This is a genomic window from Stenotrophomonas sp. 89682_Sma (assembly GCF_056481405.1).
Genome location: NZ_CM151147.1, coordinates 4,446,164 through 4,464,772, shown reverse-complemented (window position 1 = coordinate 4,464,772; position 18,609 = coordinate 4,446,164). Strand labels below are relative to the sequence as shown.

Sequence of the window (18,609 nt, the reverse complement as noted above, 5' to 3'; positions counted from 1 at the left end):
GGAGAGGCCGATGCAGATTCGCAGGATGCGTACCACCACCGCCATTGCCGTACTGCTGGCGATGGTGCCCTTCACCGGCCTGCAGGCGCAGTCGCTGCACGCCGACGATCGCGCCTACTTCGCCAGCGCCGCAGCCGAAAAGATCGCGCGTGATGCGTTGGGCAGGCAGCTGGAGGCCCTGCAGCATGCTGCGGGCATCGCACCCGCGGAACGTTTCCAGCAGGCCGAGGCCATGGAGGCGCAGTGCCTGCGCCATCACAGCTACCTGCACCTGCAGGCCGCCCGCAACGCGCGCGATCATCGTCCGGCACAGGCGCTTGATCAGGTGATGGCGCTGTGCAGCCGCATTGCCCGCACCGGTCGCGCCGCGCTGCGCGAGGCACCTGCGGACGCGGCCTGGTCCGCACCGTATGCCTTCCTGCGCACGCGCGCATCGAAGGAGGCCGCCGCCCCAGCCAATGCCACGCTGGATGAGGCGGTGGATGCGTTGGCTGATCCGGCGCTGGACAGTTTCGCGCGCCTGCGCGGGCAGATCCTGCGCACGGCCGAGTACCCGCAGGTCGAGCGCGATGGGCGGCGTTGGGATACGGGGCGTGACAGGCAGGCGCTGGCCCGGCATCCAGACCGCATGCTGCGCGAGGCGGGATGGAAGGGGTACTGGCAGGGGCTGCAATCGCGACGCGAACCGATGGCCTCGGTGCTGCTGGGCCTGGTGCAGGTGAACGACGCGGCCTCGCGCCTGCAGGGCGACGGTCCAGCGCCGGCACGTGGCTATCAGCACATGGGCCTGGATGCATCGACGGTGGATGCGACGCTGCTGACAATCGAAAACCATGCAGGAGATCGACGCGCCTACCAGGACATGCTGCTGCGCCACGCCGCGCGATCAGGCATCGACGCGCCGCAGCTCTGGGATGCCACGGTGCCCGATGCCGGTTACGCGCCGCCGGTGCTGACGCTGGCGCAGCTGCGCGACACCGCCGCCGATGCCATGCAGCATCTGGGGCCGGCCTACGTCGCCGAGCTGCGCGCGCTGCTGGACCCGGCCAACCACCGCATGGACCTGGCCACCGAACGTGGTGAGCGCAGCCAGGATGCATTCCCGTTGAACGCACCCGGCGCGCCGGCGATGCTGTTCGTTGGCGTGCGCAGCGGGGATCTGGAAAGCGATGTCGAGATCGCCCATGAAGCCGGCCATGCCCTGCACGGCGAGTGGATGCAGCGTGGCCATGCCTCGCCGTTGCAGCGCAATGGCAGCCCATGGCTGACCGAGGCGTTCGCCATCTACAACGAGCTGCGTTTCCGCGACCAGCTGTACCAGCAGGCACAAGACCCGCGTGCAAAGGCCTACTACCTGAAGTCGCTGCTGGACGACATGGTACTGCAGCTGTTCACTTCATCGGAGGAGGCGCAGCTGGAGCAGTCGATCTACCAGGGCGTGACCAACAGCACGCTGGGCACCGCCGATGACCTGGATTCGCTGACCGGCCAGGTGCTGGCACGCTTCGGCCAGCAACCGGAGCGCTACCCGCAGCTGCGCAACAGCTGGATCGGCAAGCGCCTGATGTATGAGGACCCGAACTATCTGGTGAACTACCTGTATGCGGGGCTGCTGGCGGTGCAGCTCTATGTGCAGGACCAGCGTGACCCGGAAGGATTCCGTGAGCGCTATCTTGCCGTGCTTGGCGAAGGCTTCGACCGCGCACCGAACGAACAGGTGGCGCAGCTGCTGGGGCACACGCCGGACTGGCCGGCCCTGGTGGACGCCGATCTGCAGGTGTTCAACCAGACGGCGGCACAGCTGCAGGCGCTGCATGCGCGGATCGAGGCAGGGCAGGGAACGTGAAGATGCTGCGCAGGATGACGTGCACCTGGGCCACGGCATGGCTGTTGATGCTGTTGTGCCTGTTGCCGAGGGTGGTGATGGCCGGTGCTGCAGTCCCTGCGCTGGACGATCCGGTGGTGGACGCCGCCAACGCACTGTCGGCGGATACCCGCGACACACTGCGCACGCAGGCACTTCAGTTGCAGGCGCGCACCGGCGCGCAGATGCAGGTGCTGGTAGTCGACCATGTTGGCGACGAGGGCATCGAAGCCTACGCACAGCGGGTGTTCGACCAGTGGCAGCTGGGCCGCGAAGGCGTTGACGATGGCGTGCTGCTGCTTGTAGTCGTGCAGGACCGCCGCGTACGCATCCAGACCGGTTATGGCCTGGAGGGCGCGATACCCGATGCCTATGCCGCCCGCATCATCGACAAGGCGATCGTGCCGCGTTTCCGCGATGGCGACCTTGACCAGGGCGTGCTGGACGGAACGAAGATCATAGTGGCGCTGATCGATGGCGAGGACCTACCGGCATGGGAAGAACCATCGATGCGCAACGTGCTGCCCGCAGACTGGCGCCGCGCCGATTCGGTGGTGGCGTTGACCCTGCTGGCCGGCTTCCTGGCCGGGCTGTGGCGCTCGCCGCCGCCTCTCCCACCGGCGAAGACCGCGGACGATTTCAGCGGCAGCCGTCGGGAGCGGCGGCGCAAGGCACTGGCCGCCAATGCGTCGGCACCGAGGCCGAGCTGGCCGACCTTGCCGGCCTGGGGGCGTCCGATGCTGGTGACCGCCGTTGTGGGTGCGGGCGTGCTCTCCGTGGCGCTGCTGCTGCCACGCCATGTGCTGCCGGGCCTGTGCTTCGTGCTGGCGATGGGCGTGCCGGTGGCGGCGTTGCTGGGCTGGTGCTGGCGCCGCAGTCGAGGTGTGCGCATCGTGCTGTGCGGCATGCTGGTACTCAGCGCGGTCTTCCTGGTGCAGGCGCTGCTTCGTGGCCAGCTGCCACCGAGCCTGGCCCGCCACCTGCTGCTGCTGGCCGCCGCGGGCGTTGTCACCCTGATGGTGTTCTTTCTGGTGCAGGCCGGTCGCACACGCTGGAAGAAGAACCGCAGCAGCTTCGTCGTGCGCATGACGGTGCTGGTGCTGTTGACCCTCGGCTATGCCGCGGGCGCGTTGCTGGCGATCCATCGTGCCGAAGGTGACGATCCACGGCTGCTGGCGATGATCGTGTCCGGTGTGTGTGGCGTGCTGCTGTACTTCGTGTGGCTGTTCACCATGTTGCCGGGCGAACGCGCACGTGGCCGGATTTCGTCACGCCGTGAGCGCAGCACGTCCAGCGCGTCATCCAGCAGTTCATCGTCGAGCAGCTCCAGCAGCTGGTCCGGGGGCGGTGGCCGCAGCGGCGGAGGCGGCGCGTCGGGCAGCTGGTAGATCAGGTCGCCTGCACACGCCAGCCGAGTGCAGCGTCCTCCACAACGCCCGGGCCGGCCACGTCGCCGACCTGCAGCAACAGCCCCTGCGCATTGGGCAGGTCCTTCTGCTCGGGGAACCAGCGCCGGTCCGCAGCGACCACGATCAGCAGCCCTTCGTCGTCGCCCATCGGCGCGAACTGCGGCGAAGGCGGGCTGATCGGTTGCAGGCCAAACCGCAGGCTGGACTGTTCGCGCACAGCATCGACATCGTGGCTGGGCAGGCCGACCTCGCTCAGGCAGGTCAGTTCGCTGCCATGGAAGGCGCCCTGATGCGTACTGTCGGGCAAGCGGCGGCGGCCGATCAGTTCCAGGATCAAGCCATCGGGGCCAGTGAAGTACACCGACTGCGATTGCCAGCTGCTTTCCAGCGCGAAGTAATCCAGCCCTGCTGGATTGCGTTGCAGTGGCGTGCGTTCGCGCAGCCAGGTCATTGCCTCGCCGAAGCGGTTGTCCGGTACGTTGAAGGCCAGGTGCACGCCTCCGAGCGGACGTCCTTCAGCGGGCTGCAGTTCGATCGTGCTCCAGCCGATGTGCACATGGGGGCCGATCACGCGTTGCTGCAGGACATCGTGAAAATACGCAGCGACGGCGCCGACATCGGAGACCGGCAGGGTGAGGTGCAGCAGGCGCATGATCGTTCTCCGTGGACGCGATCACTGTAGCGCCGGGCCGCATCCGGCGGCCACTAGCGCAGTGCGTCGGCGAAGAATCGCGTGGCTGCATCCACCGCCTGCCGGTGGGTTTTCGCCCTGGGAACCGACGTGTTGCACAGTCCGGGCAGCCTCTGCCCGCCGACAGCGGTACAGGCCGCCAGGAAGTCGTAGTGACCCACGTCCGGCAGGCGTTGCAGCGTTGCGCGCGGAATCTGCGCCTGTGCGGCCTCACCATTGGTCTCCGGTGGCGCGACGGTGTCTGCGGCCCCCAACATGATCGATACCGGCTGCCGCAACGCGGACAGCTGCGCGGGCGCGAACGCCTGCACGATGGCGGGTGCCAGCAGGAACACGGCACGCACGCCGGGAATCGCGCGCTGTGCGTCAGCCTCGGCGATCCAGGGGGCAAGCGCGGGCGAAGCCGCAGCGGCCCGGCGCGCCTGCATCGTGTGCGTGGCCGCCTCCTGTTGCGGTTGGCAGACGCCGTCATCCGGGTGCGCGGTGCAGAAAGCCAGCAGTCGCTGCAGGCTGGGCCGTGCACCGGCTGCCAGCAGCGCGGTGTAGCCACCGGCCGAGAAGCCGACCACGCCCAGCCGTTCAGGATCGACATGCGGGCCCAGGATCGGATCGGCCTGCACGGCGGCCAGCGCAGCGCGCAGGTCATCCGCGCGCAGCCAGCTCAGCATGCTGCCGGTCAGCGTCATCTCGTCGGCACCGTTGTTGCCGGGATGATCCACCGCGATCACCAGATAGCCGTCCCGCGCCAGCGCCGTGCCCAACCAGCCCATCATGCGTGCGCTGCCGCCGTTACCGTGCGACAGCAGCAGCGTCGGCAGGCGAGCCCCCGCGACGGGAGCATCCATCGCTGCGCGTCCGACCTCGAACAGCGGCGCGTCGGGCGGGCCGATGGTCAGGGCGGTTTCCCGGCTGCCGGCCAGCGCTGGGTACCAGACCGTGTAGCGCAGCGTATCGTGGTGCTGCGCATCGCGTACAGCTGCGCTGGCCACGGTGGTGGCGCCGTGGCGCTCGCCGGCCGCCTGCGTCTCGCTGCCCTCGGCGATGGCAGTGGAGACCATGAGGATCATTCCCAGCACAGCGGCCATCATGCGCATCTTCAGTTCCTTGTCAGTTGGGGCGTTCGTCGACTGGCAGCCAGATCTCCACGCCGCCGTTGCCGGTGTGCTCATCAAAGCGGCTGTCGTAGCGTTCCAGGTCCGGGGCCTCGGCCAGGCTGAGGCCGGAGCCTGGCAGGTAATGGTCCAGCAGCCAGAACCAGGTCGAGCGGATGGCCGAGATGTGCCCGCCGTGCCAGGCGACCAGGTAGCGACGCGCCGGTACGTCCACGCGTTGCCAGTGCACAGGCACGCTCGGCACCGCGCTTGCCGGCAGAGCCGCGATGTAGTCGAAGCCGCCATCGTCGTCGCTGTTGCAGCACACGCCGAAGCTGATCGGCGCCGGCGTCGGCCATTCCCGATTGAGCTGCGCCCACTGCCCGGGTATCGCGCCGCCACTATCGCGGGTATGCCGCATGCCGATGCCCACCACCTGGAATGCGGGCGTGTCGAGCAGTCGCGGCGCTTCACCGCAGGGCGCCGGCGCATCGTCCACGCGGATCGCCTGTACCAGCGCCAGGCCATCGGTGCCCTGCTCGCGTACCCGCTCGGGTGTCTGCCCGAACTGCTCGCTGAAGGCACGGGTGAACGCCGCATGGGTGGTATAGCCGGCGCCAAGCGCAACCTGCAGGATGTCGCCTGCGCCGTTGGCCAGCCGCTGCGCGGCGTTTGTCAGGCGCCGTCCCCGCAGATAGCGCACCACCGAGGTGCCAGTGCGGGCCTGGAACAGGCGTGACAGATGGAACGGCGACAGCCCCGCTGCGGCGGCGATATCGGCCAGCGCCAATGGCTGGTCCGCATGGGTTTCGATGTACCACAACGCCTTGCCTGCCGCACTCATCCTGCCGTTCCTGAATCCGATGCCGGGCACAGTAGCGGATCGGCAGGCGCTGCGTTTAGCAGTTCTTGCGCTGCCGGGGCTTTGCGTCTGCCCGCGTACCGGCAACAATGCGTGCTTCATGGACGTATTGGAGGGCAGGGAGATGCGATCAACGACGTGGGACGCCAGGCCGGTGAAGCCGATCCGATGATGGACTTGGTGGTTACACAGTGGCTGTTGCCCTGGCTGTTGACCCTCGCATTGCTGCTGCTGATGTGGCGCTGCGCGCCGTATTGGAAGGGCAATCCCTGGCTTTACCGCGCCGGCTTCGCGTTCCTGGCCGGGCTGCTGACACCGACGTTGATGCTGGCCGGTCACGGCGTTCTGCCGGTTCCGACCGTCGGAGGAGTGGTTACCGTGTTGTGGCGGTTGGAGTGGATCGGCGATCTGGACTTCAACCTCCTGGCGGTCGGCACCGACAACATCTGGTTCCTGTTCACTCCGTTCCAGATGGTGTCCATTGGCATGCTGTTCTTTCCACTGCGGACGGCACGGCCGGCTCGTCTTGGCTTCGGCGGCAAGACCACGGACTAGCCCCACACCGCGAGGCGCCAATGCTCATCCACGCATGGCGTGGATCTACCAAGCCGACGTGGGCCGGCACAGGGGTGCCTGCCGGTAGATCCACGCCATGCGTGGATGCCTTCGCATTGATGCGCGACCCCGCATCAAGCTGTCGTACTGACGTCATGCCTCCTTCACACACCGGGCCGAGACTGCGCGCCTTGTCCAGGCCTGTTGTGTCCGCACAGGTGCTGGCCCTGTCGCGTCCTCCCGGAGCCCTGCCGTGCATCGTTCGAAGCTTTCGCGTTCCATGCTCCTTGCCCTTTCCATGGCCAGCGCAGGAGGCGCGATCGCAGCGGAGGCCGATGCGGTCGATGCCGCAGGCGGCAGCCGCGCCGTACCCACCCAGCTCGACGCGATGCTGGTCACCGGTACCCGCGCGTCCAACCGAACCCAGTTCGAAACGCTGGCGCCGGTGGACGTGTTCACCAAGGAAGACATCAGGTCCGTTGAATCCACCGACCTGAAGGACGTGCTGGCGCAGCTGGTGCCGTCGTTCGTGGTGCAGCGCCTGCCGATGGCCGACGGGCAGGTGTTCGTGCGTCCGGCCACCCTGCGTGGCCTGTCGCCGGACCAGACCCTGGTGCTGGTCAACGGCCGCCGCTTCCATCGCAGCGCGCTGCTCGGCAACCGCGGTGCGCAGGCCGCTGATCTGGCACAGATTCCCACCAGTGCCATCAAGCGCATCGAGGTGCTGCGCGATGGTGCGTCGGCGCAGTACGGCTCGGACGCCATCGCCGGTGTCATCAACATCATCCTCGAGGATGGCCCGGGCACCGAGATCACCGCCGGCTATTCGCAGTACGCGCAGGGCGACGGTGCCTCGCGCGATTTCAGTGCGCGCACCGGCTGGTCGCTGGGCGACTATGGCAGCCTGGTGCTGTTCGCCGAATCGTCCAACTCCGACGCCTCCTCGCGCACCCGCCAGCGCCCCGATGCGATCGCCTTTCAGGCTGCACATCCGGAGCTGGACGTGCCCAATCCGGTGCAGCGCTGGGGCCAGCCGGAACTGGAAAGCCGCCGCGTCGGCTTCAACGTGAAGGCCAACGCCAGCGACACACTGGAGCTGTATGCGTTCGGCCTGTACAGCCACAGCGACGGCGTCAGCGATTTCAACTGGCGCAATCCGGACACCACCACCGGTGCCTATCGCACCACCACCATCTTCCCCGGCTGGAACCTGCGCTCGCTGTATCCGGTGGGCTTCAGCCCGCAGTACGGCAATGTGCAGAACGATCTGCAGCTGGTCGGCGGCCTGCGCGGTGAGATCACGCCGAAGCTGCGCTGGGATGTCAGTGCTTCGTATGGCCGCAACGCCATCGACTATAGCCTGAAGAACTCGATCAATGCCTCGCTCGGCCCGGCCAGCCCCACCGCGTTCGATCTGGGCCGCCTGACCCAGACCGAGAAGAACGCCAACGCCGACTTCAACTACGAGTGGGACGTGGCGGCGCTGTCCAAGCCGATCAACGTCGCCTTTGGTGGCGAGTTCCGCCAGGAAACCTACCAGGTGCGCGCCGGTGATCCGGCCTCGTACGCGGTGGGCCCGGGCGCGGCCGCGGGCCTGGAGGCCAATTCCAATGGCGCGCCGGGCTTCTCGGCCAGCCAGGCCGGGCAGTGGAGCCAGCGCAGCAAGGCCGCCTACGTGGACATGGAAGTGCCGCTGGGCGAGCGCTGGAGCATCGGCGCGGCCAGCCGCTACGAGGACTTCTCCAGCTTCGGCAGCACGCTGGATGGCAAGCTGTCGGCGCGCTTTGCGATCACCCCGGACGTGGCCCTGCGCGGCACCGTGTCGACCGGCTTCCGCGCACCGACGCCGGCGCAGCTCAACACCACCAGCACCAGCCAGGGCCTGGACACGCGCACGCTGCAGATCTTCACCAGTGGCCGCCTGTCGCCGAACGATCCGCTGGCGCAGCTGCTTGGGGCCAAGCCGTTGAAGCCCGAAGAATCGCGAACCGCCTCGCTGGGCCTGACCTGGCGCACCGACCTCGGCCTGTCCGGCTCGGTGGACGTCTACCAGATCAAGCTCACCGATCGCTTCAGCCAGTCGGCCAGCTTCGCCATTCCGGCCGGTACGCCCAATCCACTGGGCTACACCTCGGTGAACTACTTCACCAACGACTTCGATACCACCACCACCGGCGTGGACGTGGTCGGCAACTACCTGCGGGATCTCGGCGCCGGCCGCATGACGCTGACCCTGGCCTACAACTACAACCGCACCCGCGTGGACAACGGCAGCACCTCAGTGGCCACCAACGAAACCCAGCGCGTGCTGTTCGAGGACCGCCTGCCCGAGCACAAGGGCAGCCTCACCGGCAGTTGGGACATCGGCGCCTGGTCGCTGATGGCGCGCATGCGCTACTACGGCGCCTGGACCGATTCCAGCGGCAACGCGGTGGGCGACATCTACCAGCGCTTCGGTGCGATGAGCTTCCTCGACCTGGCCGTGGGCTATCGCATCAACGAGCACCACAGCCTGCGCGTGGGCGCCGACAATGTGTTCGATCGCTACCCGGATGAGGCCACGTTCCAGGCCAGCCGTGGCCTGGTCTACTCGCGCAACGCGCCGTACGACACCGACGGTGCCAACCTGTACGCGCAGTACCGGTTGACCTTCTGATGGACGCTCGTCGTCGTTCCCTGCTGCGCGCCGGTGCATTGCTGCCGGCCGCAGCGGCGCTGCCTTCACTGCCGGTCAGCGCCACTGCGCGTTACGCTTCGCCGATGGAGATTCCCGCGACGACCGCGGCGCCGGAAGTACTGGCCCGCGATGAAAGCTATTGGGCCGCTGTGGCCAGCCACTTCGACATCACCGACGAAGTGAACCACCTGGAGAACGGCTACTGGGGCGCGATGGGGCGTGAGACGCTGGCCAGCTACCAGCGCCATACCGCCGAGGTGAACCGTGGCAATGCCTGGTATGGGCGCCGCGCGTTTCCGGCGCAGTACATGGCGGTACAGCGGCAGGTGGCGGAGCTGCTGGGCGTGGGTGCTGATGAGATCGCACTGACGCGGGGGGCCACCGAGGCGATGCTGGCGTTGATTGGCGGCTACAACCGCCTGCAGCCCGGCGACCAGGTGCTGTATGCCGACATCGACTACGACAGCATGATCGGCGCGATGCGCTGGCTGCAGCAGCGTCGTGGCGTGCAGGTCGAGCGCATCGCGCTGCCACCGGTGCCCGACCACGCGCAGATCGTGCAGGCCTACGAGACCGCATTCGCGCGGTTGCCACGGTTGAAGCTGGTGCTGCTGACCCAGGTCAGCCATCGGCACGGGCTGGTGCTGCCGGTGGCCGAGATTGCCGAACGTGCACGTGCGCGCGGTATCGATGTGATCGTCGATGCCGCGCACGGGTTCGGCCAGATCGACTATGCGGTCCCGCAGCTGAAGTCTGATTTCGTCGGCATCAACCTGCACAAGTGGATCGGCGCGCCGGTCGGTGTCGGCGCAATGTACGTGCGCAAGGGACGCGTGACGGACCTGGATCCGTACATGGGCGAGACCGACGATGGCCGTGTCGGCAGCCGCGTGCACACCGGCACGGTCAACTTCGCCGCCTACCTGGCACTGCCGGAGGCGATTGCCCTGCATCAGCGCATCGGCGTGGCCAACAAGCAGGCGCGGCTGCGCTACCTGCGCGAGCGCTGGACCGTGCCAGCGCGGAAGATGGCGCACATCGAAGTGCTGTCTTCGCCGAACCCGGCGCTGGCCAGTGCGCTGGCCAGCTTCCGCCTGCGCGGGCGCACCAGCGTGGCTGACAACATGGCTCTGCAGAAGCGACTGCTGGATGAGCATCGCGTGTTCACCACCCATCGCGATGGCCTGGAATCGGGTGCCTGTGTACGCGTGACGCCGTCGGTGTTCACCCGGCCGGAGCAGATGGATGCGCTGGTGAAGGCCCTCTCCGCCTTGGCCTGACCCTGCTTTGGTGGGTGCCAACCTTGGTTGGCACATTCCAACCGTGCCGCGGAATCTTCCGCCGGCCAGCGGCCGGCACTACCGATCGGGTGGGTGCCAACCTTGGTTGACACATTCCAACCGTGCCGGGGAATCTTCCGCCGGCCAGCGGCCGGCGCTACCGATCGAGTGGGTGCCAACCTTGGTTGGCACATTCCAACCGTGCCGGGGAATCTTCTGCCGGCCAGCGGCCGGCACTACCGGTCGGGTGTGTGCCAACTGTTGGTTGGCACATTCCAACCGTGCCGGGGAATCTTCTGCCAGCCAGCGGCCGGCACTACCGGTCGGGTGGGTGCCAACCTTGGTTGGCACATTTCAACCGTGCCGGGGAATCTTCCGCCGGCCAGCGGCCGGCGCTACCGGTCGGGTGGGTGCCAACTGTTGGTTGGCACATTCCAACCGTGCCGGGGAATCTTCCGCCGGCCAGCGGCCGGCGCTACCGGTCGGTTGGGTGCCAACCTTGGTTGGCACATTCCAACCATGCTGAGGAGTCTTCCGCCGGCCAGCGGCCGGCACTACCGGTCGGGTGGGTGCCGACCGTTGGTCGGCACATCCCATTCCAGGGCTACCGCTCGATCGCCGGCAACGCATCGGACAACAACAACCGATCAATCCGTCGCAGCGCACTCTCCAGCTGTCGGCGGTCCGCCGCCAGCCCCAGCGACAGCCGCACGCCATTTGGGTAAGACACGCCTTGCGGGCAGAACGCCGAAGATGGCGCAATCGCCAGCCCCTGCAGCTGTGCGGTACGCACCAGCGTGGCGTCGGTCCACGGCGCTGGTACCCGGCACCAGGCATGCAGGCCTTCCGCGCGCTGCAGCAGCGATGGCGCCAGCAGGTAGCGCGCCATGCGCATGCGCTCGCGTGCCTCGGTGCGCACCTGGGCCAGCAGTGACTGCGCCGAACCATCCAGCAGCAGCTGGCTGGCCAACGCCGAGACCAGCGGATGGCCCATCAGCCGCGTCGCCCGCAATGCAGCCGTCATCGCCTCAGCGTGCGCAGCGCTTGGGCACTGCACGAACGCAGTGCGCAGGCCGGGGCTGATCACCTTCGACAGCGTCGCCACGTAGAACACATGGCGCGGTGCCAGCGTTGCCAGGGGTATCGGTGCATCTTCGGCAAGGTGCCAGTACGGATCATCCTCGATCGCCAGCAGGCCTTCGCGTTCCAGCACCCGCGCCAGTGCCTCGCGCCGCTGCAGCGGCAGGGTCAGCGCGGTCGGGTTCTGGCAGGTGGGGTTGAGATAGACCAGCCGTGCGCCACTGTCACGCGCCTGCCGCACCAGCGCTTCAGGGCACATGCCGTGTTCGTCGCTGTCCACCGGCAGCAGACGACGTCCCAGTGCCGCTGCGGCCTGCAGCAGCCCCGGGTAGACCAGCGCATCGCACAGGATCGTATCGCCATCGCGGCCCTGGCTGACCAAAATAGCGGCCAACGCCACCTGCGCGCCTTCGGTCAGCAGCAGGCAGTCGTCATCCACCGCGCCGAGCATCGGCTGCAGCCAGCGCGCCGCTGCATGGCGGTCAGTGGGGTTGCCGCCACCCAGGTGATACGTCATCAGGTTCGGCGCGTTGCTGCGTGCAAGCACGGCGGCGGCACCGCGGCGCAGTGTCTCGGCCAGCGCATCGGCGTCGGGCACCGGCGGCACGTTCATGCTCAGGTCCACTGCCTGGTCGAAGCCGGCTTTGGGCGGTGCGATGAAACTGCCCTGTGGTCCGCGTGCTTCGATCAGGCCGCGCTTGCGTGCTTCATCGAAGGCGCGGGTGACCGTGGTCAGGTCGATGCCGAGCTGCTGTGCCAACGCGCGCTGCGAGGGCAGGCGCTGTCCGGGTGCGAGGCCGCCACGGCGCACCGTGCGTTCCAGCGAATTGACGATGCGCAGGTAGATCGGCCCGCTGTGCGCGAGCACGTCCTGCACCCACTCGCGCGCTGCGACATCCGGTCGCGGCATGTACGGAGCATGTCGGGGCGTATCGTTGCTTCCAACGGCGGGAGCCTGTCCATAACCATCGGTCGGTTCGGACAGGTGACCGCCGTTGTTGTTTGCGGCGGCCGCACCGGCCAGCGTCAGTGATGTCATTGCGCGTCCTCAGCGCTTGGCCTGCCAGGGGCAGTAGCAGCCCACGGCAAGCAGTCCTTTCGGGCGCACGGTTTCGCCGCGCACCAGTCTGTCCAGCAGGGGTTCGACAAAGCTGTTGGCCGAGTTGCAGACCATGCCGATGCTGTACGGCCCCGCATAGGCGAGGTGGCCCTGGCGATCCCAGATGGCTACGGCGGGGCTGGCCGGGATGTGTTCGATGCCGTCGATGGTCGGCAGGTTGATCACCTTGCTGCGCAGCGGCTCGGGCAGCTCGCCCTGCGTGCCAGGGCGACGGATCGCGTAGAAGTCGATGCCGGCGCGGCGGTACATGCTGATCAGGTAGCTCAGGTGCGCACCGGTTTCCCGGTTGCAGACCGCACATGCCGGGTCCCAGAAATGCACCACGCGGATGCGGCCGGTATCACCGGCCAGATCGGCTGGCAGGCGCAGTTGCGAGTCGTCGAAGACGATGGCCTGTTCGGTGAACGTGGATTGCGCGCTGTAGCCGAAGTACTGCCACAGTGCAGCCGCCACGCCGGCCATGAACAGGCAGGCGAGGGCGATCATCGTCGGCAGCAGCAAGCGGCGGCGCGGCGCGGCTGCGCCCATCAGGAGTCTTCCCGGCCGAACTTGTGCACGTACTGCTTGCGCATCTCGCGGCAGGAATCGGCCTGCGCGCGGCGCTGGATCTCGCTACGCGACGGGTCCTCGCTGCGCTGCACGCACTGCTCGATGGCGTGGCGCTCGGCGGCCTGCACGTCCACGGTCTGCGGCTGCAGGCAGACCCAGGCCAGCGCGGCCAGCATCAGCACGACAAAGCCGCCGCAACCGGCCATCACCAGGTGGAACTTCAGTTTCTCGGCGCGCATCGATGCACGTCCCTTCATCCATACATTGCATACAAAATATCATCTTGTATGGATGTCGTGCCACGTGGATGACTCAGACAATGGCGCTGTGCCGGGCCTCGGGCGCTTCAGACAGGATCTCATTCAGCTTCGCCAGCGCCCCGGCCAGCGCGCCCTGGTCGACCGCGCCGCCCAGCGACAGGCGGATCGCGTTGCCCGGTGGCGGCTCCTCCACGCTGAAGGCGTCGGAGCTGGCGATGCCCAGCCCCTGTTCCTGGGCGGCCTGGATCAGCCGGTACTGGTCCAGCCGTGGCGGCAACGGCAGCCACACGTGCAGGCCGGCCGGATGGGCCTGGGCGCGGGTGGGCAGATACCGGGCGGCAATGGCCTGGCGCTCGCGCAGCTCCTGCTGGAAGCGCTGCACCATGTCCTGGGCCTGGCCACTGCGGATCCACTGCGAAGCCACCGCCACCATCGACTGGGTCGGCATCAGTGCGATGGCGCGCAGGGCGTCCAGCACCGGTTCCATCGGCTCGCCGGCCGGTACCACCAGGTAGGCGGTGCGCAGGCCCGGGGCCAGGCACTTGGACAGGGTGGAGATGTAGTAGACAGGGCAGCCGGCGTCGCGATGCGCGGCCAGCGGCGGCGCGGCGTCCCCGGCCAGCAACCAGTAGGGATCGTCTTCGATCACGGTCAGATCGTGGCGCTTGGCGACATCCAGCAGGGCCTGCCGGCGCTGCGCCGACATCGTTGCCGTGGTGGGGTTCTGGATGGTCGGCACCAGGTACAGCAGGCGCGGGCGGCGCAGCTGGCAGGCTTCTTCCAGAGCCTCGGGCAGCATGCCTTCGGCGTCCATCGCCACCGGCACCACGCCCCGCTGCAGCACGCGCGCGGCGGCCAGCAGGCCCGGGTAGGTCAGCTGTTCGGCGGCGATCAGCTCGCCCGGCTGGGTGCGGGCCAGGATCAATGCGCACAGCGCGGTCTGCGCGCCCGGGCAAATCACCACCTGGTCGGCACCGACCGTGCCCAGCATTGGCGCCAGCCACTGCACGGCGGCGGCGCGGTCCTCGCGGGTGCCGGCGCCGACGTGGTAGCTCATCAGTTCGCCCTGGCCCAGCTGCTGGCCCACGTGCTGGAAGCCGGCCTCCATGCCCTGTGCGAACGGCGCGCTGCCCAGCAGCGGCGGGATGTTCATGCTCAGGTCGACCGAGGTGCTGCGGTTGCCGGCCGACAGCGCGATGAAGGTGCCGCCCGCGCCCTGGGCATCGAGCAGGCCGGCCTGGCGCAGTTCGGCAAAGGCGCGGGTGACCGTGGTCAGGTCCACGCCCACCTGCTGGGCCAGGTCGCGCTGCGGCGGCAGGCGGTCGCCCGGGCGCAGCACGCCGTCATCTACTGCCTCGCGCACCTGCTGGGCAATCTGCAGGTACAGCGGGCCGGCGCCCTCGCGGAAGGGGCGGACCCAGGTGCGATTGGGGTGTTTCAGGCGGCGGCCGGCGGCAGGTGGCGTCATCGGTCAGATTTTTCCATACGTGCAGATGCACAAGTCCATACAATGCTGTATCTTGTATGGGCTTGATTGGAGTGGTTCGCCTGCTTGTAGGCGACCTCGTACCCACAGTGTAGCCGCTCCACGCCCGGGCGCTGCGCGCAGGCGAGCCGGTCAAGCGCGCTTCTTCAACAGGGTTGACCTCCAATGAATATCTGCTGGAACCGCATCCGCCTGGCGCTGGTCGCCCTGGCCTGCGTCGGCCTGTCGGGCTGTGACTGGGTGCTGCTGGATTCGAAGGGCATGGTCGGGCTCGCCCAGCGCGACCTGATCCTGATCTGCATCGGCCTGATGCTGATCGTGGTGATACCGGCCATCGTGCTGACCTTCGTGTTCGCGTGGCGCTACCGCGCCGGCAACACCAAAGCGAAATACACGCCGGACTGGTCGCACTCCACCAAGGTGGAGATCGTGGTCTGGGGCGTGCCGCTGATCATCATCGCGGTTCTGGCGGTGATCGTGTGGAAGTCGACCCACGAACTGGACCCGTACAAGCCGCTGGACGTGGCCGGTGAACCGCTGCACGTGGACGTGATCGCCACCGACTGGAAATGGGTGTTCGTGTACCCGGACCTGGGCATCGCCACGGTCAACCAGCTCAACTTCCCGGCCAACCGCTCGCTGGCGTTCAACATCACCTCCAACTCGACGATGAATACCTTCTTCATCCCGCAGCTGGGTGGGCAGATCTACGCGATGGCCGGCATGCGCACGCAGCTGCACCTGATTGCCAACGAGCCCGGCCAGTTCCGTGGCATGTCCGGCAACTACAGCGGGCATGGCTTCTCGAACATGAAGTTCATCGCCACCGCCAGCAGCAACGAAGAGTTCGAGCGCTGGGTGGCCGACGTGCGCAGCGCGCCCGACGCGCTCAGCTTCGCGCAGTTCAAGGCGCTGGCCGCACCGTCGAAGAACGCACCGGTGCAGCACTTCTCCAGCGTTGAACCGCTGCTGTTCAAGAAGGTCATCGACCAGTTCATCGGCGTCGGTGAGAACACCGCTGCTGCCACCCCGGTGGGCGCTGCCGGTGGTGCCCAGGTTTCCCAGGAGTAACGAACATGTTGGGTAAATTGACGTGGGAGGCCGTGCCGCTGCACGAGCCGATCGTCGTGGTCACATTGGCGGCCATGGTGCTGGGTGGCCTCGCGCTGCTTGGCGCAGTGACGTACTTCAAGCTGTGGGGCCCGCTGTGGCGCGACTGGTTCACCACCGTGGACCACAAGAAGATCGGCATCATGTACGTGGTGGTGGCGCTGGTCATGCTGGTGCGTGGCTTCGCCGACGCGCTGATGATGCGCGCACAGCTGGCCGCGGCCGGGCCAGGCAGTGACGGCTTCCTGCCGCCCGAGCACTACGACCAGATCTTCACCGCGCACGGCGTGATCATGATCTTCTTCGTGGCCACCCCGTTCGTGGTCGGCCTGATGAACATTATCGTGCCGCTGCAGATTGGTGCGCGCGACATGGCGTTCCCGTTCCTCAACGCCTTCAGCTTCTGGATCTTCGTGGTCGGCGCAGCGTTGATGATGATCTCGCTGGGCGTTGGCGAATTCGCCATGACCGGCTGGGTGGCCTATCCGCCGCTGTCGGGCATCGAGTTCAGCCCAGGCGTCGGCGTGGACTACTACATATGGGCGTTGCAGGCCTCGGGCATCGGCACCTTGCTGACCGGCGTCAACCTGTTCATCACCATCCTGCGCATGCGTGCGCCGGGCATGACCCTGATGAAGATGCCGGTGTTCACCTGGACCGTGCTGGTCACCAGCGTGATCATCATCGCCGCCTTCCCGATCCTGACCGTGGCGCTGGGTGCACTCACCCTGGACCGTTACCTGGACTTCAACTTCTACACCAACACATTGGGTGGTAACCCGATGATGTACGTGAACCTGGTGTGGGCCTGGGGCCATCCGGAGGTGTACATCCTGGTGCTGCCGGCGTTCGGCATCTTCTCTGAAGTGACCGCCACGTTCGCGCGCAAGAAGTTGTTCGGCTACAAGTCGATGGTGGGCGCCACGCTGGCGATCGGCATCCTGTCGTTCATCGTCTGGCTGCACCACTTCTTCACCATGGGCTCCGGTGCCAGCGTCAACGCCTTCTTCGGCATCATGACGATGATCATCGCCATCCCCACCGGCGTGAAGATCTTCACCTGGCTGTTCACCATGTACGGCGGCCGCGTCGAGTTCAGCGTGCCGATGCTGTGGACCATCGCTTTCCTGGTCACCTTCACCATCGGTGGCATGACCGGCGTGCTGCTGGCCATCCCGGGCGCGGACTTCCTGCTGCACAACAGCCTGTTCCTGGTCGCGCACTTCCATAACACCATCATCGGCGGCGCGCTGTTCGGCTACCTGGCCGGCTTCGCCTACTGGTTCCCGAAGGTGTTCGGCTTCACCCTCAACGAGCGCCTGGGCAAGTGGTCGTTCGCCTGCTGGGTGATCGGCTTCTACCTGGCCTTCATGCCGCTGTACATGCTGGGTTTCATGGGCATGACCCGCCGCATGAACCAGTACGACAACCCGGCGTGGACGCCGTACCTGATCGCCGCCTTCATCGGCGCGCTGTTCGTGTTCGCGGGCATCATCCTGATGCTGGTGCAGATCTACGTGAGCGTGCGCGACCGCAAGCGCAACCTGGACCTGACCGGCGACCCGTGGAATGCACGCACGCTGGAATGGGCCACGCCGTCGCCGCCGCCGTTCTACAACTTCGCCGTGGTGCCCAAGGCCGATGAGCTGGACGCCTTCCACGAAGCGAAGAAGCGCGGCCTGCCGCCGCCGCCGAAGAAGTACGCACCGATCCACATGCCGAAGAACACCGGCGTGCCGCTGATCCTCAACATCTGGATCCTGGTGCTGTGCTTCGCCCTGGTCTGGCACATCTGGTGGATGGCCGCGGCCAGCTTCATCGCGATGATCGTCACCCTGATCGTGCGGTCCTACGACGAGGATGTGGACTACTACGTCAGTTCCGAAGAGGTGGCGCGCACCGAAGCGGCCAACCTTGCCAAGCTGAAGGAGGTACGCGCATGAACCTGTTGACCCGCCCCGAGCTGGCCAGCGACACGCAGGCACACGAGGACCACCACGAACACGACCATGGCCACGAACAGGGCGGCATGAAGGTGTTCGGCATGTGGGTCTACCTCATGTCCGACCTGGTGCTGTTCGGTTCGCTGTTCGCCTCGTACGCGGTGCTCAGCACCGCCTACGCCGGTGGCCCCACCGGCAAGGACCTGTTCTCGCTGCCGTTCGTGATGGCCGAGACCTTCCTGCTGCTGGTCTCCAGCATCACCTACGGCCAGGCCGTACTGGCGATGCACCGCCACGACACCTCGGCGGTGCTGCGCTGGCTGGGCGTGACCTTCGTGCTCGGCGCCTCGTTCATCGGCATGGAGATCTACGAGTTCTCGCACCTGATCCACGAAGGCGCAGGCCCGAGCACCAGTGCCTACCTGTCGGCGTTCTTCGCGCTGGTCGCCACCCACGGCCTGCACGTCGCCAGCGGCCTGATCTGGATGGCGGTGGTCATGCACCAGGTCTACCGCCGTGGCCTGACCCCGACCAACATCACCCGTGTGTCGTGCCTGAGCCTGTTCTGGCACTTCCTGGACCTGGTGTGGATCTGCGTCTTCACCTTCGTCTACCTGATCGGAGCCTTCTGA

At 67.1% G+C, this 18,609-nt stretch carries 15 protein-coding genes; 8 read left to right on the top strand and 7 right to left on the bottom strand.

The genetic code is table 11. The annotated features are described in order from the left end of the window. Window positions 1-10 precede the first annotated feature (10 nt). Together ACZK29_RS20615 and ACZK29_RS20610 are read left to right on the top strand one after the other, a co-directional pair. Complete coding sequence (locus ACZK29_RS20615) at window positions 11-1,846, top strand: M3 family metallopeptidase (RefSeq protein WP_478446444.1); 1,836 nt, start codon at window positions 11-13, stop codon at window positions 1,844-1,846. Between the two features lie 2 nt (window positions 1,847-1,848). Then, window positions 1,849-3,252, top strand: a complete 1,404-nt coding sequence (locus tag ACZK29_RS20610) for a TPM domain-containing protein (RefSeq protein WP_478446443.1) — start codon at window positions 1,849-1,851, stop codon at window positions 3,250-3,252. A 1-nt stretch (window position 3,253) separates the two neighbouring features. On the opposite strand, the gene ACZK29_RS20605 is transcribed toward ACZK29_RS20610, so the two are convergent. From ACZK29_RS20605 to ACZK29_RS20595, 3 genes are read right to left on the bottom strand one after another with little or no spacing between them, the layout of a single operon-like run. Further along, window positions 3,254-3,925 carry a VOC family protein gene (locus ACZK29_RS20605; protein ID WP_033833737.1) on the bottom strand — a complete coding sequence of 224 codons (672 nt, stop codon included), beginning with the start codon at window positions 3,923-3,925 and terminating at the stop codon, window positions 3,254-3,256. Window positions 3,926-3,978: 53 nt separating this feature from the next. Further along, window positions 3,979-5,058 (bottom strand): alpha/beta hydrolase family protein, encoded by a 1,080-nt coding sequence (locus ACZK29_RS20600; RefSeq protein WP_478446442.1) that lies wholly within the window; start codon window positions 5,056-5,058, stop codon window positions 3,979-3,981. Window positions 5,059-5,071: 13 nt separating this feature from the next. Next, window positions 5,072-5,899 (bottom strand): AraC family transcriptional regulator, encoded by an 828-nt coding sequence (locus ACZK29_RS20595; protein ID WP_111205006.1) that lies wholly within the window; start codon window positions 5,897-5,899, stop codon window positions 5,072-5,074. 81 nt (window positions 5,900-5,980) lie between these two features. On the opposite strand from ACZK29_RS20595, the gene ACZK29_RS20590 reads away from it, so the two are divergent. The 3 genes from ACZK29_RS20590 to ACZK29_RS20580 all read left to right on the top strand — a co-directional run bounded on the left by ACZK29_RS20590 (window position 5,981) and on the right by ACZK29_RS20580 (window position 10,429). Next, window positions 5,981-6,472, top strand: coding sequence for a hypothetical protein (locus ACZK29_RS20590; RefSeq protein ID WP_478446441.1), 492 nt, complete (start codon window positions 5,981-5,983; stop codon window positions 6,470-6,472). A gap of 253 nt (window positions 6,473-6,725) precedes the next feature. After that, a complete protein-coding gene (locus tag ACZK29_RS20585) occupies window positions 6,726-9,128 on the top strand; it encodes a TonB-dependent receptor plug domain-containing protein (protein ID WP_478446440.1) in 2,403 nt (800 codons plus the stop codon). After that, window positions 9,128-10,429 carry an aminotransferase class V-fold PLP-dependent enzyme gene (locus ACZK29_RS20580; RefSeq protein WP_478446439.1) on the top strand — a complete coding sequence of 434 codons (1,302 nt, stop codon included), beginning with the start codon at window positions 9,128-9,130 and terminating at the stop codon, window positions 10,427-10,429. The genes ACZK29_RS20585 and ACZK29_RS20580 overlap by 1 nt, the downstream gene beginning before the upstream one ends. Window positions 10,430-11,033: 604 nt before the next feature. On the opposite strand, the gene ACZK29_RS20575 is transcribed toward ACZK29_RS20580, so the two are convergent. The 4 genes from ACZK29_RS20575 to ACZK29_RS20560 are packed head-to-tail and all read right to left on the bottom strand — an operon-like array spanning window position 11,034 to window position 14,906. Then, entirely contained in the window at window positions 11,034-12,548 is a 1,515-nt protein-coding gene (locus tag ACZK29_RS20575) for an aminotransferase-like domain-containing protein (protein ID WP_478446438.1), read from the bottom strand. A 9-nt stretch (window positions 12,549-12,557) separates the two neighbouring features. After that, window positions 12,558-13,157 (bottom strand): DUF6436 domain-containing protein, encoded by a 600-nt coding sequence (locus tag ACZK29_RS20570; RefSeq protein ID WP_111112160.1) that lies wholly within the window; start codon window positions 13,155-13,157, stop codon window positions 12,558-12,560. Beyond that, complete coding sequence (locus ACZK29_RS20565) at window positions 13,157-13,435, bottom strand: hypothetical protein (RefSeq protein ID WP_005414763.1); 279 nt, start codon at window positions 13,433-13,435, stop codon at window positions 13,157-13,159. The genes ACZK29_RS20570 and ACZK29_RS20565 overlap by 1 nt, the downstream gene beginning before the upstream one ends. 55 nt (window positions 13,436-13,490) lie before the next feature. Continuing rightward, window positions 13,491-14,906, bottom strand: a complete 1,416-nt coding sequence (locus ACZK29_RS20560; protein WP_164146845.1) for an aminotransferase-like domain-containing protein — start codon at window positions 14,904-14,906, stop codon at window positions 13,491-13,493. A 183-nt stretch (window positions 14,907-15,089) separates the two neighbouring features. Here ACZK29_RS20560 and cyoA point away from each other — a divergent pair, with 183 nt between their 5' ends. From cyoA to cyoC, 3 genes are read left to right on the top strand one after another with little or no spacing between them, the layout of a single operon-like run. After that, on the top strand, window positions 15,090-15,995 hold the full coding sequence (gene cyoA, locus ACZK29_RS20555; protein ID WP_478446437.1) for a ubiquinol oxidase subunit II: 906 nt from the start codon (window positions 15,090-15,092) through the stop codon (window positions 15,993-15,995). 5 nt (window positions 15,996-16,000) lie between these two features. Continuing rightward, entirely contained in the window at window positions 16,001-17,977 is a 1,977-nt protein-coding gene (gene cyoB / locus ACZK29_RS20550) for a cytochrome o ubiquinol oxidase subunit I (RefSeq protein WP_006474876.1), read from the top strand. Then, window positions 17,974-18,609, top strand: a complete 636-nt coding sequence (cyoC, locus tag ACZK29_RS20545) for a cytochrome o ubiquinol oxidase subunit III (protein ID WP_080281857.1) — start codon at window positions 17,974-17,976, stop codon at window positions 18,607-18,609. The genes cyoB and cyoC overlap by 4 nt, the downstream gene beginning before the upstream one ends.